Genomic DNA, 14,709 nt, shown 5'->3' with positions numbered 1-14,709 from the left:
GTTAACTAATTTACGCTATTTTGCTGATATTAGTATTAAATCCAAGGCCCAAAGCGTGTCAATGATCGATCAAGGGCAAAACCCAATTGTTGCGATAAAGATTGAGCACTACTTTTAAGGGCCGAGGTGCCTAAAAGCTGCGGCGATTGGCTCGCAAAAATCACCCAATTACCGCCGCCTGTGAGACAAGCGTTTACATGGGCAAAGTGTTGTTGTAAGTCGGCTAACAACTCGCGATTTTGGCTATGTTCTTTCCAGCAGTTCAGCACTAAATACCCATTGGGTTTGATGAGGTTAGTGCACTGCTCAAGGAATATTGGCGAAAGCTGCCCTGTTTCAACGCCTTTGGCTGTGTAAATATCGGCAAAAATTACATCCACTTTTTTATGATCGCCAGCAGCTAAAAAAGCAATAGCATCATCATTGATAAGATTGAGCTTTTTACCTATCGGCAGCTGAAAATAGCGCTTAGCTAACTCAATCACCGCGGGGCGTAATTCCACTGCAGTTAACTTTATTGCCGCATCGAAATTGCGCAGTGAGTGAATAATCGAGCCGCCGCCTAAACCTAAAACAATAGTGCTCTTGGGCTTACAAAATAGTAAAACCAACAACATGGCTTGCACATAAGTGTGCTGGGGAATATGGGGCGCCGCCTTGAGGATCTTACTCTGCTCATCGTTATCCCCAAAGGACAGGATCCGTGAGTCGTCGTAATCGATTACACGAATCGGGCCTAGTGCGTCTTGGGTTTCATGTAAGAGGGTAGAATCGGCCATATTGGATTAATTACTCGGTTTAGCTGTTTGGCTTGTTTGCACGGGCTATAACTGCTCGCGCAAAAAAGTTAGAATTCAGACAGTTTTAGTTAATTGAGCCGCTATTATGACAAATCAAATCCTGCTTGCCTGTATTTATCTTGCAGTGTTTATCTTTTTACAGCGCGCCTTAACCCATTGGGTTAGAAAACTCGCGCAAATGAAGCAAGTGAGTGTGGCACGGACCAGTTTAGTGACCCGTTTTATTTCCTATGTGATGTTTTTTATTACTCTGTCCTTGATGGCGGTCTCGCTCGGACTGGGCTATCAGGATGTGTCGCTATTTGTGTCATCCGCCTTTGCAGTAATGGGCGTAGCATTGGTTGCTCAATGGTCGATATTGAGTAATTTAACCGCTGGGGTGCTGATCTTTTTCGTGTTTCCTTACCGTATCGGCGAGCGCATTCGGGTGGTCGATAAGGATGAAGATATTAGCGGCGTGATCATCGAAATCGCTTTATTCCATGTGCTTATTCACCGCGACAATGGCGATACCATTACTTATCCCAATAACCTCATGCTGCAAAAGGCAGTGTTAAAGCTCGCCGATCAGACTCCCTTAGCCGAACGTCAGGCCTTACTCGAAGGCAAAAAGAAGTTTGATCCTGAGTAGTTTGGATTGTTGCGCAGCGCTACATTGATTATCAAACTGTGCTGTGCTGTGCTGAGCGTTCGTGGGCGTGTCTGAGTCGTTTGGCAGGCTTATAGGGTCTATTAACCAATCGCGGCGCACGATGAGATGAATGAAATAGCTCTTGCCGTTCTAGCCATTCAACTCAGACTTAACCGATAGCGCTTGAGTACCAGATTCTCAACAACCCAATACAGGCCTGATAGGGATAACAACAAGGTCAGTATGCCAAACAGCCAGCTAAAGGGATTGTTGAAGCTGCCTTGATTGAGGTAATCCATAAAGTGCAATTTAAACATCAAGTCGGCGATGTCTGTGTGGTCATTTTTATGGCCAACTAATTCACCATTAACCGCATTGATGTAAATCCGCGTCGACAGGTCATCATCCATATCTATTTGCCAAAGTGAATTGCACTGGGTTGGCCACTCGCTAATGGGGGCTGATATTTGCTTAACTTGGGTAATTTTCCCTGGCCCGGTATAACTTTCAAGCGCCAGTTGTTGCGCGCTTTGTTTATTAATGAGTAAGGTATTTCCCGTATAGGCATCAATCAAGGTTTGCTGTTGGCACTGGTGTGCATAGCGCTGCACCTTAGCATCGAGTACATAAACAGGCTTACCCGCGAGTGCTATTAATGTCAGGCTTTCTACCTGAGTATGTTTAGCCAGTAAGGGAGCGATATCCACGAGCTTTTGTGGATCAAACTCTTGCCTTTGCGGCTCAGGACTATGGCTAAGTTGGTACTCCATTCCCTTGAGTTCATCATGGGGCGTTAAATTGAAATAGACCCCAGTAACAAGCCAAAGTAGCAGTTGAATGCTAACTATGGCACCGAGCCAATAGTGGGCGATTTTGACCCAGCGTTTGAAGTGTTTACTTTGAGGCTTAGGTTTAGGCTTAAGTTTAAGATTCGGCATCATCTCAGATACCTCCTTCTTCGCTGCCACAGTAAGACGAAGCCAGCTAACACAGCCACAATGGAGACTAGAGCCGTGCTCAGCAGTAGAAGATTGTCGATGGCTTCACCCTCGTCGTAATCCATAATGTGCCATTTCCAAAAGAGATCGAACAAACGCCAATAGTCATGTCTGCGCGTGACTAACTCTCCCGTTGTTGCTGATAGGTAAAGGCTTGTGGCTGCACTATCGTTAAAATCCATTCTCCAAACTGGTAGGTATTGCGGCGCTAGTTCAGCTGGGGCGATATCGGTGAGCAGAGTTGCACTAACAAGCTTAGCCTCTAAGGGTAAAGACCCGTTATGCTGATAGTTTGAAGCTATCATTCGGGCTTGTTTCTCCGTTATCGAAGGCAATAATTCACCCGAATCTGCGTCCACTAGAATGGACTTATCGTTCAGTTTAATCCGGTAATAGAGGGTATCAGTGATTGAGGTTAACGCGATTGCTTGAGCCTTAGGGAAACGCGCATAAACCGCTGCGATTGAGTAATGGATCTGGCTGGGATCAATATGCTGGGTGTCTTGCACTTTAATATGATCGCCACGGATAAACCCAAGATCCATTAAGACGAAATAGCTGCCGGTGACTGACCAGATCCCAATCGGCAGTACCAGCAATAGCATCAACCATCGGTGCAGAAAGTGCGCCGATGAGACTCGTTTTAGTGTGTTAACCCGCTTCAAGTTGATGACTCACCTTTTATTTAATTAATTTAGCCTGCTTGCTTAAGGGGATTGCCCCCTTAAGCCCAAAGCATTACAGAGCCCATTTCATTCCGACATAGTAACGACGTCCCATTAGGTCGTACGTCATAGTGTTAGTATTACCATCGGTAAAGCTTTGATGATATGGCGCTGGTTTATCGAACAGGTTATCGATACCTGCCGTTAAGGCTATATTGTTGTCCATTTGATAATGAACCTGTGCGTTATGGTAAGTGACCGCATCAACGGAGTCACCTATATCTCCGGCATTGGCATATTGATCATCCGCCGCGCCGATATATTGAATGTTGTAGCTAAAGCGCCAATTGTTATTCGTGATATCAAAATAGAGGTTTGAGCGCCATTTGGTGTAGCTACCATCATAACCAATGGTGCCAGCTCGTGATTCAACGGGGGCGCCAGCGTAGGTTTGTAGATCGTATTGATCTAAATAGCTCAGCTCCCAAGTCGTATTCGTCACAACGCTGCCCATCTCTTTCTGGTAAAACATCGCCATATCAACACCTGAAACCACTTCGTTGGCGGCGTTGCCCAGTTGTGTCTGTAAGTAGGTGATGTTGCCTGTCATCGCGTCTCGCACAAAGTGCTCGTCGCTACAGAAAGGATGCGTCATCCCTTTACTGTCGTAACAGGCGGCTAATTTGCTCGAACCATTGACTGAGTTAATGGCGTTATTAATCTCTATTTTGTAGTAATCGAGCGTGATATTGAGCCCTTCAATAAATCCCAGATCCCAAACAATACCGGCAGTAAAGGTATTGGCCTCTTCTGGTTCTAGCTCGGCATTGCCGCCACGGTCGGTTAAAATTGTGCCTTCTTGCTTATAATTCGTTGGCACGTTTGATGCCATACAATTAGCGTATCGATTCGATCTAGGGTCGAGCTTAGCCCACTCGCTACAAGGATCCGTGGTATTCATGGAACCTTGATCTATGCCGCCAAACAACTCAGGAATATTCGGTACTCTGAATGCCGTGGATTGTGTGGCTCGCAGTGTCACTGCGTCATTTACGACCCACAGTAGCCCCATTTTATAATTGGTATCGCCACCGAAGGTATCAAAATAGGAATATCGCAACGCCGCAGTTAATTCGACCGACTTGGCAAAGGGCAGGCCGCTTAAAATAGGTAATAAGGTTTCAAGATAGATTTCGTCAGCAGTGTAACTACCATCAATCGGTTCTTGCTGGGCAGTGTTTGCTTCACCACTGATTTTAAGTGGGTCAGGATCATTCCATCCTTTCTCGTTTCTGTGCTCTAGTCCTGCGGCAAAACTCATCATGCCCGCGGGTAACTGCCATAGATCGCCTGTGATATTCGTTGTGAGGCTAAACTGCTCATTACCGCCGCTATCACGCATGTTAAACAGAAAATAGTCCAGCATTGCAGGTGTGAGTGAGCCAGCTCCCCAAAAGTTTGCGCAAGGTACATTGGGATCAATATTACAATTGCTATAGTCTGTCGCGTCGGCAAGACGAACCTTATTAATGACATTGGTCACTTCATAGGAACCACGATTACTGCCGAAGTTAACGGCAGCATCCCATTGCCAACCGTTGTCTAAATCACCTCTAAAACCCGTCACTAAGCGCCAAGTATCCGCTTGAATATTAAATTGTCGGGGAGCTTCTGCCAGTCTGCGACTCTGGAGAAGGAAGTCTGCATCGGTCGGATTTGATTCATGCCAAGCAGGGATCACGATACCTGACACCGATTGCGGAGTAGCGGGTAATTGTGAGCTACGGTGAGTGTACATAGCCTCAGCAAACACTTGGCTGCTCGCCGTTAAGTCATATTCACCGTAGGCAAACAGATTGACTCGCTCGTTAGGTTGAACCGCATTAAAATACTGATAAGTATTATCCTTATGGCTACTGGTGTAAGGGGCACTTCCTGTTGGCAATAGCATTAATTCATTGCCGATTTGATTGCCATTTGCATCAATGAAATGGCCTCTGCCTCCCGGCAGCGCCGAGCTACCGCCACACACTAGCTCACCATTCACTTCCTCAAGCGGACAAGGTGCGCGACTCAGCATATCGACGGCTTGGGTTTTATCGTAACTCATCGCCACATATGCACTGCCACGCTCACCTATATGACCGAGGGCAAGGTCGAGCTTGTACTGTTCACCATCATTTTGCTCGGTTATGCCCGTTCTCGCTTGAAATTCAACCCCTTCGATTTGTTGCCGAGTGATGATATTGACCACGCCAGCAACCGCATCTGCACCATAAATGGCGGATGCACCATCTTTTAATACCTCGATTCGTTCAACCACGCTAATGGGAATAGTATTAAGATCCACGGAGGAGTTTGCCCCTGTGCCACTGTTCACCATACGTCGACCATTGAGCAGTACGAGTGTGCGATTTACCCCTAATCCGCGCAGGTTAACTTGGGTTGAACCATAGCCCCCCTCAGTCCAATAGGCATTCGTTTGATTACCCGCAAACCCCGCAGAAGCCGTCATTCTTTGCAGCAATACTTCAACTGAGGTGGCACCGGTTTTCTCGATATCTTGCGCGGTAAAAACGGTCATAGGCGCGGTGGAAGCCATCTCTTCCCTTTGAATTCGGCTCCCTGTAATGGCAATCCTTTCGATAGCAGTGGGAGTCGATAATTGAGGTTTAATTGCAGATGCTGGAAACATTGCTTCAGTTTCGGCTTCGGCTGCTATCCCTGAAAAAGTGGCCATACTTGTTAGGGATATTGCAATTGAAGTCATTACTGCAGAGCGGGACATAATAAGCCTATGAAAGGTTTGTTTAAATAATGAGATGTTTTATAAAGGATTAAGCTGATATCTCAATAAAAACTCAACGACCTGCGACACTGTGTCACACCCCTAATACGCGGTTTATAATAAAGTGCTGATATAATCGACACTTTTGATATGGAAAAATAAAATTACGCTTGTTTCTGCTTATTTCCACTATCTCTATATTTCCACTAAGTGATAAATCACCAATGACTAAGGGTTTGGAAGTTCAACCATGTGGGCCCGCTGCATAGTTTTTTGTTTTACAGATATGATGATTCGGCATTGCATAAATTGGAGGATGAGAGCATGCAAGCGGAAGTACAGAACAAGTTTGAAGGCTATCCTGAGCATATAACTCCCTTGCTATTGCGGATTCGAATTTTGATTTTTTCGATTGCCGAAGTGCAGGATTTAGGTGCGGTGGAAGAGAGCTTAAAATGGGAGCACAGTGAGATTTGACTGGAAGCCTAAATATCCCGAACAATATTACCTATTCTTTAATTGTAAAACTCAGCTGGTTGATACATTTCGAGAGCTCTATTCAGACATACTGCAGTTTGAAGGGAATCGAGCCATAGTGTTGAATATCCATGATCCCTTGCCAGAATCCGCAATTTCCCAATGTATTGAATTATCTTTGAATGCAAAAGTATCAAATATCTACCTTTACTAGGCGCTTAGTTTAATTAAATAAAAAGATGATGAATCACTAAAACTATAATGTTAGTTTTAGTGATTCACTTGATTCGAACAATTCTGAACTTAGATCGTTAGGTGTATTTTAGATAATTACTGAACGCTATTTTAACGAGGCGATAAAGGCTTCAGACTTTTGGCGGTAGGATTCTTCAAATGCAATGATAGCAGCTATGATACCAGAGCCCAAAAGCACTTGTAGAGAGGGGATAAGAGTAGCTATGCCCACTGTCGACCAAAAGTTAAGGCTAAATCCACGTGTCATCCAAAACTGACTCGCTAGGCCAATTAATGAAAGCACGACGGCTAATAACGAAACAACGGTTGTTACTCGGGTAATCATTAATAGTAATGCTAAGTTTTTTGAGGATAAATTTTTATAGGGTTTCATTTTTACTCTTTCCTTAAGTATTTTATATCTTGTATGTTTAATTTATAAACTAGTGAAGCACTCTTTGAAAAAAAGCTACCGCTTGCAGGTACATTTGCAGTGCGAGTGCGGGATCATAGCGTTCGCCTTCATCACGCATAAAGGCGTGTTGGGCGTTGACTTCAAGCCAAGTGAAGTTACGGTTCAGCGCCATTAATTGCTGGTGGATTAGTACTCGTCCCTCCGCGGATACGTGGGGATCTTGCTTGCCGAACACTAACACTAATTCCCCTTGAATATCACCGCTGCGGCTCAGTGAGTCATTACCGTAAGCGCAGGGTAGGGTGTTGGAATGAATGTCGGTTGGATAGAGGCAAAATGCACCTAAAATAGCGGGATTGAGTGCGGCACGGTAGGCTAAGTGGCCGCCGATACACACGCCCATAGAGCCAACTTTGCCATTGCAGTAAGTTTGTTGAGTGGCAAAATCGATCAGTGCTTGGGTATCGCTATCGTGGTGTTCTAAGGGTTTGGCAAATTTATCGGCGTTACCTTTATCTTTACCCGGTTCATCGTAGGCGAGCACTGTGCCTAAAGGATTGAGTTCATGGAACACTTCGGGTACTAACACCACAAAACCGTGGCCAGCAAGAATAGTGGCGGTGCGGGCGATGGGCGCAGTTTGCTGAAATATCTCGGAATAAAAGATGATACTTGGGAATATTCCCTGTGCTTCTGGGCGATAGATATAGGTGCGCATTAGCCCTGAAGGCGTGGAGATATCCTGAATTTCCTGAGTCACTAACATATTTATATTCCTCTATGAGGCTTCAAACGTTGAAGCCTCACTTTAGCAGTCAGGATTTTATCTGTCAGTTAAAACAATTCGTTACCAGAGAGTTCACCGGCACATAGTGCTTTTATATTGCTCAAGGTCGTTTTGGCAATGGCGCCTAGGGCTTCTTCGGTGAGGAAGGCTTGGTGACCCGTGAAAATCACGTTATGGCAGGCTGATAAACGACGGAATACATCGTCTTGAATAATTTCATTCGATTTGTCTTCGAAGAACAGCCCTTTTTCGTTTTCGTATACATCGAGCCCAAGCGAGCCGATTTGCCCCAGTTTTAATGCTTCCATTGCGTCGAAAGCATTGAGTAAACCACCGCGGCTGGTGTTGATCACCATGACACCGGGTTTCATCTTGGCGAAACTGGCTTGGTTTAGTAAATGACGGTTATCCGCGGTCAACGGGCAATGCAAGCTGATGATATCGCTGTTGGCATAAATAGAGTCGAGATCTTGATATTCAACATTCAGCGCGATGACAGCCGGATTGATAAAGGGATCGAAGGCAATGACTTTACAGCCAAAACCGAGCAATACCTTGATGGTTGCTACGCCGATTTTACCTGTACCAATCACGCCGACGGTTTTGCCGAACATGTTAAAGCCGACTAAGCCTTCGAGGGAGAAGTTGGCATCGCGGGTGCGTTGGTAAGCTTTGTGGATTTTTCGATTCAGTGTCAACATCAGTGCGACTGTGTGTTCGGCCACGGATTCAGGAGAATAAGCTGGTACGTTAACGACTTGCATGCCTAAGCGTTTAGCGGCAACTAAATCGACGTTGTTAAAGCCAGCACAGCGCATGGCGATAATTTTTGTGCCACCCTTAGCGAGTTCGACCAGAACTTCTTCACAGAGTGAATCGTTGACGAAGGCACAGACAATTTCAAAACCTTCGGCAAGCTTCACTGTTTGCATACAGAGGCGATAATCGAAGTACTCAATTTGGGCACCAAACGCAGCATTTGTGCGGTTAAAGTGCTGCATGTCGTAATGTTTTGCGCTAAAAAATCCAATTCTCATTTCAGTCACCTAACGGGTTTGCTGATGTAATTATCTGGCAAAGAGTGTAAGTGAGTTAGGGCTTTTTGTCCTTAGCCTTAGAAAATTCCCCGTTAAAAGAGTGAGCTTTATCATCAATTGGGAATAAAAAAAGCGAGCCCCTGACGGCTCGCTTATTGATTGACTGCTTTTACTTGAAGTGTTCAAGCTAGGGCTCTCATATTGAAAGTCGTACTATTATGAGCTGAGGGTTAGTCCTTTAACCCTCCGTTATTGCATTTTACTTTTTGTCTTTAGCGTATTTAGCTGCAGATGCACCCGCGATACGGCCATAAGTAACGATATCGGAAATAGCATTACCACCTAAGCGGTTAGCACCGTGAACGCCACCAGTGACTTCACCTGCTGCATATAAACCATCAATAGGCTTGCCCGTTTTTTCACTCTTCACTTCGGCTTTAGTATCGATCACAACACCACCCATAGTGTGGTGAACTGCTGGCGCGATTTCGAGAGCGTAGAAAGGTGCAACAACTAATTCACGTGGTAAATCAGGACGTTCAAATTGAGCATCTTTACCTGATTTAACAAAGCCATTATAAGCTTTCACTGTTTTAGCGAGTTCGGCCGCTGGAATATCTAACTGTTTAGCCAGATCTTCAATTGTTTTGCCTTCTTTAACAATGTTCAGGTGCACATAGCCTTCGATGGCTTTTAAGCTCTTACGGATAGAGTCATCGAATACCAAATAAGCACTTTCGCCTTTTTGTTGCAGAATCGCGGCAGACGCTTTGTCACGGGTGGTGATTTCGTTCATAAAGCGGTTACCTTCACGGTTAACCACGATCGCACCGTTACCACGTACCGCTTCGGTGATCATCACACCACCAGCAGGTGAATAAGTTGGGTGAGCTTGAATAAATTCTAAGTCGCGAGTTGCAGCACCCGCTTGCAATGCCACGTCTAAGCCATCACCTGTAGCACCTGGGTGGTTAGTCGCTTTAAAGCCTTTTAACTTAGGATCGTACTTAGCTACACGATCGTTATTTTTCGCAAAACCACCCGCTGCGATAACGACAGCGTCAGCTTTGACCACGTAATAACCTGTGTATTCACCCTTCACCAATACGCCGGTAATTTTACCGCTCGCATCTTCAAGAATACGTACTACACGGCTGTTTAAGCGGATGTCAGTACCACGTTTCACTGCATTGTCCCATAGAACTTGTGCTACGTGTGCACCCACGCCAGCGCCGCCTGTTGGACGGTGACTACGGTTAACACTTGCGCCACCCATACGACCTACGTCAGTCATATCGGCACCCATAGAGGTTAACCAATCGATAGAGTCTGATGAGTTGTTGGCTAAGGTTTTGACTAATTCAGGATCGTTAATATTGCGACCACCTTTCATGGTGTCGTCGATCATGATTTGTTTCTTGTCTGCGATACCTAGTTTAGCCTGTGGCTTAGTTTCTGCAGCGTTCATACCACCAGCAGCAAGTTTAGTGTTTCCGCCTGGGATAGGTTCTTTTTCAAGCAGGATAACTTTAGCGCCTGCATCACGGGCTGAAACGGCTGCAGCAAGACCTGCACCACCTGAACCTATGATCACGACATCAGTGGTTTCTTTTGCGCCAGCGGCAATGGCTTTATCTTGAGCAGCTTTGTCTGCATCAACAGGCACAAACTTACGTTCCCACTTGCCACCGTAAGGCATATCGAAGCCGAAGCTGTGACAAGCATCGCAATAGGTGACTGATTTTTCATGACCTTTATGGCAGCTAGTACAAGCAATTTCGCCAATTAGGTGAGATTTATGGGGTGATACTTTATCTTTAGGTGCAGCGGCGGCCAGTTCTTTTAAATCACCGTGGCAGCTAACACACTGAGCATTTTCATGGGTAAGGTTGTCGTTGGTGACGCCACCTTTGTCTGATACGTGGCAGCTGTCGCAGCTACCCATTTCACCGTGAAAATCGGCTAGCACTTCTGGTGCTGCATAGGCAGTACCTGCCATAGCGCCAGAGATCAGCATGGCTAGTGCTGTTTTTTGAATATTTCTTGTGAACATGATAGTTCCTCCGCCGTACATTCATCTACTTAATAAGGGTTATTCATCGTGGCGTGATATTTATTTTTTACGCAGCTCACGCACTGTTAGAGCATTCTCCATTTGCAAATTTAGCACTATCTAAAGAGGTATATGTGTGTTCAGATCACATAACCTTTGTTACAGCGAAAATAACATATTTAAAATGTGCAATCGGATGGGAAATATTAATGAAGTTGAGGCTAATCACTGCTTCAATACGGTATAACATGCGTGAGTTAACATATTGAATGGATTGATTTTAACTTTATAAAATAAAAATTGCATGAATTATGGCTTTGGTGGTGTGTTTTATCTATTTGTATTTTATAGATATTATAATTTAATCTTGTATATTGAGGAGATGGCTTATTTATTTTTATATATTCTATAAATAATGTTATTTCAAAAGCCTTTATTGTATAAAATTATATTATCATTTTAATTAAATGTTACGCAATTGATTCTTAAGGGGTTGTAATGCACAAACAAGGCATATCAGAAAAACGTTTTTGGTTTCAACGTTTGAGTAAAACCAGTTTAAGGGCATTACATATTTTAGGGATCGTTGGTGTCGGTGGTGGTATTTTATTAGATGTAAATAAAGTGCAATGGTTGAGTTATTGGTATCTCGCGATGACGACGGGCAGCATATTAATGTTGTGGGAAATCGCACGGGATTGGCGCTGGCTGATCCAGCTTAAGGGAGTGTTAACTTTAGTAAAAATAGGCTTGCTTGGCCTGTTTGTGCCGCTGGCTCATTACAAACCTGAGCTGTTAATCGTGATACTTTTTTTGTCAGTTATCGTGTCCCATGGTCCAGCAGGGCTCAGGCATTATTCTATTGTGCATCGTCGGCAAATTGACTCGAAAAAAGAAATTAAGGGCTAATTGATATGTCTGTAACCCATACGTCAACTTTAACGCCTGCTGCGTTAATCACAGAGTTCGCTTGGCCTAATCCATCTGTGTATAACTTAGACTTGAGTTGTTTTGATGGACTTAAGGTACTCGATCTCGCTTGCGGTTCTGGGCGTAATGGTTTGTGGTTTTTAGCGCAAGGGGCTGAAGTGACTTTTATCGATCGAGATTTGTCAGCCATGTCACACATTGATCAGGCTAATGCTTACAAATTACAAAGGGATTTAGAAGCAGAGGCAGGACCATTATTGCCGGTTGAAGAGTACGATATTGTCTTAGTATTTAATTATCTGCATCGCCCATTACTGCCAAAAATTGCTAAGGCGGTTAAGAGAACAGGCCTTATCGTCTATGAAACCTTTACAACGCAACAGGCGCAGATAGGTAGGCCACGCAACCCAGATTTCTTACTTACTGAAAATGAACTCAAATCAGTGTTTGCTAACTGGCAATCTTTACATTACTTTGAAGGTCGATTATGTGATCCGCAGTCCACTCAAAGCAGTTATAAAGCCCAGTTGATTGCGCGAAAACCTACAACGTAAATTTATTGATTGAGACTCAGAGGTCGTAGGATGTTTCCCTATCCAGAGCAATATCGCATTGCAACGCCGCCGTTGACGACCGCCTTTATGGTGGCGTGGGCTTTATTCAGTCACAGCTTATTTTCCGATGCAAACCCTGTCGCACTCTATCCGCTGTTAGCGCTATTTCCTTTGGTGATTGGATTACACTTATATTTGATTTTGTTAGCAAAAGGAATGGGGCGACTCGATCAGTGTTTCTATGCCTTAGTGCATATCCCACTGGCGTTTGTGGTGTGGACATTCACTATTATGCACGTAAATGGTAACGCTTTTTCTTAAATTCGCCTGACGTTTTAGAGAAAATAACAAAAAAAAGCGCCCTGATAATCAGAGCGCTTTTTTTGATTTTGTATTGCTAACAATTAGGCCGTGGTGTTGATGTTGTGGCCTGCATTGCCTACGGGTTTTGGCGCCGCAGCTGCAATTAAATCTACCGCGATTTTACCTTCGGCTTTTTGCTGCTCTTTTGCTAACTGAGCAACCTTAACGCCAATTGCACCATTTTCTAGATTCGGTGCGATAGCTTGGGTATTCAGTGAAATTGACATAACTAACCTCGATTGTAAGCTGGATCCCTTTATCGGCAAACCCACGGTTAACTTTAGTCGCTACACATGAATTTGCCAATTTGCAATTATTTTGCCTTGGCCGTGAGCAGTTTGCGGCCGATAACAATTATTGCTGTAACGCCTAGCGAGCCTAAAATCAATCCGAGTGCTAGACTCACATTTTGCAGTGCTGTTGGGTCAATAACCAGTGCGATACCCATACCCAACATCATCACGCCTGACATAAGTTTCAGGGTTTGGCCTTCTTTTTCGGTTAACTTACGTTTGCCTAAGGTCGCACTGAAAACGATAACAATAATAGCCAGCGGGATCACATATACAATATTGTATAAAACCAAATACATATAGCGTTCAATGTCTGGCAGATTGTGCATAGATAGCACACTGGTGTAGATCATTGGGAAGCCTGCGGTGCAAAGTAACTCATAGGCATTGGCGAGGATAGCTAATACGGTAGAACCTATGAGTAACGCGCCTAAGTTACTGGAATTGGATAGTTTCCCCATGCGTTTTATTAGACTCGTACGATTTTCTGCCGACATCGATAGTGTCACTTCTCCCTTAGTAAAGAAGTAATCTTTGATATTGATGGCTCCTGCGATCAAAGCTAAACAACCCGCCGCTAAAATGATCATACCGCCATCACTGCCTGCCCCCAGCAGTTGGAAGATGTTTAGCCATGCCGTCATAAACAGGAAATAAATAAAGCCGGAGAAGAATACGAAAATCCCGCCGACGAGTAACATGCGGCTGCGACTCTTGGCATTAACCATTATCGACAGTAAAAATAGCAACACAAAGAAGGCACAAGGGTTAAAAGCATCGACACCTGCGAGCACTAAGGTGAGTAACGGCAGAGACATAGTCTCAGGTGTCACTACTCCCACTAAAGGTAATTCAACGGGTTGAACTTCAGGCTCTGCAACGGACTCGCTTAAGCTGGTGGCATCACAGGTGCCTTCACCAGTATCTGTGCCACAAGTGCCAAAGAGCGGTGCATCTGTTTGAGCGCTTGTGGTTGTGCTGGTGGCTCCTTTAGTGGGGAGGTCAGCGTCGCTCAGTTTACCGCCAAGGGATAAATAACAATTCTTCAGTCGATTGACTAAAAATTCACCCGTTACCGCTTCACTTGAATATCCCACAATGGCCTTTTCACAACTTGCCATATAGGGTACTGAGCGTGCTTCTGTACTGGTTTTGGAGGCGATATTTTGCCAAATATCCTGCACGCCGGGATCTGACACCCTATGGGATTCGAGTTCTATCCAAGGGTATTTTTGCGGTAATGAATCAATGAACGGATGGGCCTCTGCACAGTGCGGACAGGTTTTTGACCAAAAGAAATACAGCTTAATTTTGAGTTCACCCTGATCATTCACATAATGCCACGTTCGATCCGCTGAGCTTGATGGTGTTGTCTCGGCCCAGCTCGGGATAGAAAAGGCAAAGAGGAATAATAGCGAGCAAAAGAGAGATAATTTCGATAGATATTTTGTCATAGCGCCTCCCACAGAGAGTGGGTTTAAGTATCGTCAAACGGTTCGATTATCTCTTACTCTACTTAAATCAATCATTTTGATTAAATTAGATATTAAGAAGTGTTAGTTAACTCGCGAATAATAATTTTTTGGGAACTGAAACCAGTTTATCTCCCTGTGAAATGGTGTGATGCACACTCACACTCACTCTCAGCTTGAGTCGTTATTGGCTAATAAAGAATAAAGCACCC

14 protein-coding genes and 1 pseudogene are annotated in these 14,709 nt (G+C 44.5%); 5 read left to right on the top strand and 10 right to left on the bottom strand.

The features are described from left to right. Nucleotides 1-35 precede the first annotated feature (35 nt). Entirely contained in the window at nucleotides 36-779 is a 744-nt protein-coding gene (locus tag RA178_RS17730) for a spermidine synthase (protein ID WP_306683093.1), read from the bottom strand. A 106-nt stretch (nucleotides 780-885) separates the two neighbouring features. On the opposite strand from RA178_RS17730, the gene RA178_RS17725 reads away from it, so the two are divergent. Further along, nucleotides 886-1,431, top strand: coding sequence for a mechanosensitive ion channel family protein (locus RA178_RS17725; RefSeq protein ID WP_106651494.1), 546 nt, complete (start codon nucleotides 886-888; stop codon nucleotides 1,429-1,431). Nucleotides 1,432-1,589: 158 nt separating this feature from the next. Here the strand turns inward: RA178_RS17725 and RA178_RS17720 are convergent, their stop codons facing one another. The 3 genes from RA178_RS17720 to RA178_RS17710 all read right to left on the bottom strand — a co-directional run bounded on the left by RA178_RS17720 (nucleotide 1,590) and on the right by RA178_RS17710 (nucleotide 5,882). Then, nucleotides 1,590-2,372, bottom strand: a complete 783-nt coding sequence (locus RA178_RS17720) for a PepSY domain-containing protein (RefSeq protein WP_306683090.1) — start codon at nucleotides 2,370-2,372, stop codon at nucleotides 1,590-1,592. Next, nucleotides 2,369-3,034: a peptidase gene (locus RA178_RS17715; protein WP_306685423.1), complete on the bottom strand. Its 666-nt coding sequence runs from the start codon at nucleotides 3,032-3,034 to the stop codon at nucleotides 2,369-2,371. The genes RA178_RS17720 and RA178_RS17715 overlap by 4 nt, the downstream gene beginning before the upstream one ends. A gap of 133 nt (nucleotides 3,035-3,167) precedes the next feature. After that, nucleotides 3,168-5,882, bottom strand: a complete 2,715-nt coding sequence (locus tag RA178_RS17710) for a TonB-dependent receptor (protein WP_306683089.1) — start codon at nucleotides 5,880-5,882, stop codon at nucleotides 3,168-3,170. 324 nt (nucleotides 5,883-6,206) lie between these two features. On the opposite strand from RA178_RS17710, the pseudogene RA178_RS17705 reads away from it, so the two are divergent. After that, a pseudogene (locus tag RA178_RS17705) lies at nucleotides 6,207-6,581 on the top strand (DUF1801 domain-containing protein). Nucleotides 6,582-6,699: 118 nt separating this feature from the next. On the opposite strand, the gene RA178_RS17700 reads toward RA178_RS17705, so the two are convergent. The 4 genes from RA178_RS17700 to fccA form a co-directional block, all read right to left on the bottom strand. Beyond that, the gene (locus RA178_RS17700; protein ID WP_173246570.1) at nucleotides 6,700-6,987 is read right to left on the bottom strand and encodes a hypothetical protein; all 288 of its coding nucleotides are present in this window, start codon (nucleotides 6,985-6,987) and stop codon (nucleotides 6,700-6,702) included. 49 nt (nucleotides 6,988-7,036) lie between these two features. Continuing rightward, entirely contained in the window at nucleotides 7,037-7,774 is a 738-nt protein-coding gene (locus RA178_RS17695; RefSeq protein ID WP_173246565.1) for a dienelactone hydrolase family protein, read from the bottom strand. 68 nt (nucleotides 7,775-7,842) lie between these two features. Next, entirely contained in the window at nucleotides 7,843-8,832 is a 990-nt protein-coding gene (locus RA178_RS17690) for a 2-hydroxyacid dehydrogenase (RefSeq protein WP_105250073.1), read from the bottom strand. Between the two features lie 259 nt (nucleotides 8,833-9,091). After that, entirely contained in the window at nucleotides 9,092-10,885 is a 1,794-nt protein-coding gene (gene fccA, locus RA178_RS17685) for a fumarate reductase flavoprotein subunit FccA (RefSeq protein ID WP_263181986.1), read from the bottom strand. A gap of 498 nt (nucleotides 10,886-11,383) precedes the next feature. Between fccA and RA178_RS17680 the strand changes: the two genes are divergently transcribed. The 3 genes from RA178_RS17680 to RA178_RS17670 are packed head-to-tail and all read left to right on the top strand — an operon-like array spanning nucleotide 11,384 to nucleotide 12,690. Then, on the top strand, nucleotides 11,384-11,794 hold the full coding sequence (locus RA178_RS17680) for a hypothetical protein (protein WP_105250071.1): 411 nt from the start codon (nucleotides 11,384-11,386) through the stop codon (nucleotides 11,792-11,794). 5 nt (nucleotides 11,795-11,799) lie between these two features. Continuing rightward, nucleotides 11,800-12,369, top strand: a complete 570-nt coding sequence (locus RA178_RS17675; RefSeq protein ID WP_028759390.1) for a class I SAM-dependent methyltransferase — start codon at nucleotides 11,800-11,802, stop codon at nucleotides 12,367-12,369. Nucleotides 12,370-12,399: 30 nt separating this feature from the next. Next, the gene (locus RA178_RS17670; protein ID WP_105250069.1) at nucleotides 12,400-12,690 is read left to right on the top strand and encodes a hypothetical protein; all 291 of its coding nucleotides are present in this window, start codon (nucleotides 12,400-12,402) and stop codon (nucleotides 12,688-12,690) included. Between the two features lie 83 nt (nucleotides 12,691-12,773). On the opposite strand, the gene RA178_RS17665 is transcribed toward RA178_RS17670, so the two are convergent. Together RA178_RS17665 and RA178_RS17660 are read right to left on the bottom strand one after the other, a co-directional pair. Beyond that, nucleotides 12,774-12,959: a hypothetical protein gene (locus RA178_RS17665; RefSeq protein WP_028759392.1), complete on the bottom strand. Its 186-nt coding sequence runs from the start codon at nucleotides 12,957-12,959 to the stop codon at nucleotides 12,774-12,776. An 86-nt stretch (nucleotides 12,960-13,045) separates the two neighbouring features. Then, nucleotides 13,046-14,479 carry a cytochrome C biosynthesis protein gene (locus tag RA178_RS17660; protein WP_113939832.1) on the bottom strand — a complete coding sequence of 478 codons (1,434 nt, stop codon included), beginning with the start codon at nucleotides 14,477-14,479 and terminating at the stop codon, nucleotides 13,046-13,048. Nucleotides 14,480-14,709 lie beyond the last annotated feature (230 nt).

The sequence above is a fragment of the Shewanella oncorhynchi genome, assembly GCF_030848765.1.
Lineage (GTDB): Bacteria > Pseudomonadota > Gammaproteobacteria > Enterobacterales > Shewanellaceae > Shewanella > Shewanella oncorhynchi.
The sequence above is the reverse complement of the archived record's forward strand: the minus strand, read 5'-3'. Positions and strand labels throughout refer to the sequence as shown.

Excerpts from the sequence above, each read along its gene's own strand:
- RA178_RS17660 (WP_113939832.1), bottom strand. The coding sequence starts at position 14,479 with ATGACAAAATATCTATCGAAATTATCTCTCTTTTGCTCGCTATTATTC.
- fccA (WP_263181986.1), bottom strand. The coding sequence starts at position 10,885 with ATGTTCACAAGAAATATTCAAAAAACAGCACTAGCCATGCTGATCTCT.
- RA178_RS17695 (WP_173246565.1), bottom strand. The coding sequence starts at position 7,774 with ATGTTAGTGACTCAGGAAATTCAGGATATCTCCACGCCTTCAGGGCTA.
- RA178_RS17690 (WP_105250073.1), bottom strand. The coding sequence starts at position 8,832 with ATGAGAATTGGATTTTTTAGCGCAAAACATTACGACATGCAGCACTTT.
- RA178_RS17680 (WP_105250071.1), top strand. The coding sequence starts at position 11,384 with ATGCACAAACAAGGCATATCAGAAAAACGTTTTTGGTTTCAACGTTTG.
- RA178_RS17720 (WP_306683090.1), bottom strand. The coding sequence starts at position 2,372 with ATGATGCCGAATCTTAAACTTAAGCCTAAACCTAAGCCTCAAAGTAAA.
- RA178_RS17710 (WP_306683089.1), bottom strand. The coding sequence starts at position 5,882 with ATGTCCCGCTCTGCAGTAATGACTTCAATTGCAATATCCCTAACAAGT.
- RA178_RS17675 (WP_028759390.1), top strand. The coding sequence starts at position 11,800 with ATGTCTGTAACCCATACGTCAACTTTAACGCCTGCTGCGTTAATCACA.
- RA178_RS17665 (WP_028759392.1), bottom strand. The coding sequence starts at position 12,959 with ATGTCAATTTCACTGAATACCCAAGCTATCGCACCGAATCTAGAAAAT.
- RA178_RS17725 (WP_106651494.1), top strand. The coding sequence starts at position 886 with ATGACAAATCAAATCCTGCTTGCCTGTATTTATCTTGCAGTGTTTATC.
- RA178_RS17715 (WP_306685423.1), bottom strand. The coding sequence starts at position 3,034 with ATGCTATTGCTGGTACTGCCGATTGGGATCTGGTCAGTCACCGGCAGC.
- RA178_RS17670 (WP_105250069.1), top strand. The coding sequence starts at position 12,400 with ATGTTTCCCTATCCAGAGCAATATCGCATTGCAACGCCGCCGTTGACG.
- RA178_RS17730 (WP_306683093.1), bottom strand. The coding sequence starts at position 779 with ATGGCCGATTCTACCCTCTTACATGAAACCCAAGACGCACTAGGCCCG.
- RA178_RS17700 (WP_173246570.1), bottom strand. The coding sequence starts at position 6,987 with ATGAAACCCTATAAAAATTTATCCTCAAAAAACTTAGCATTACTATTA.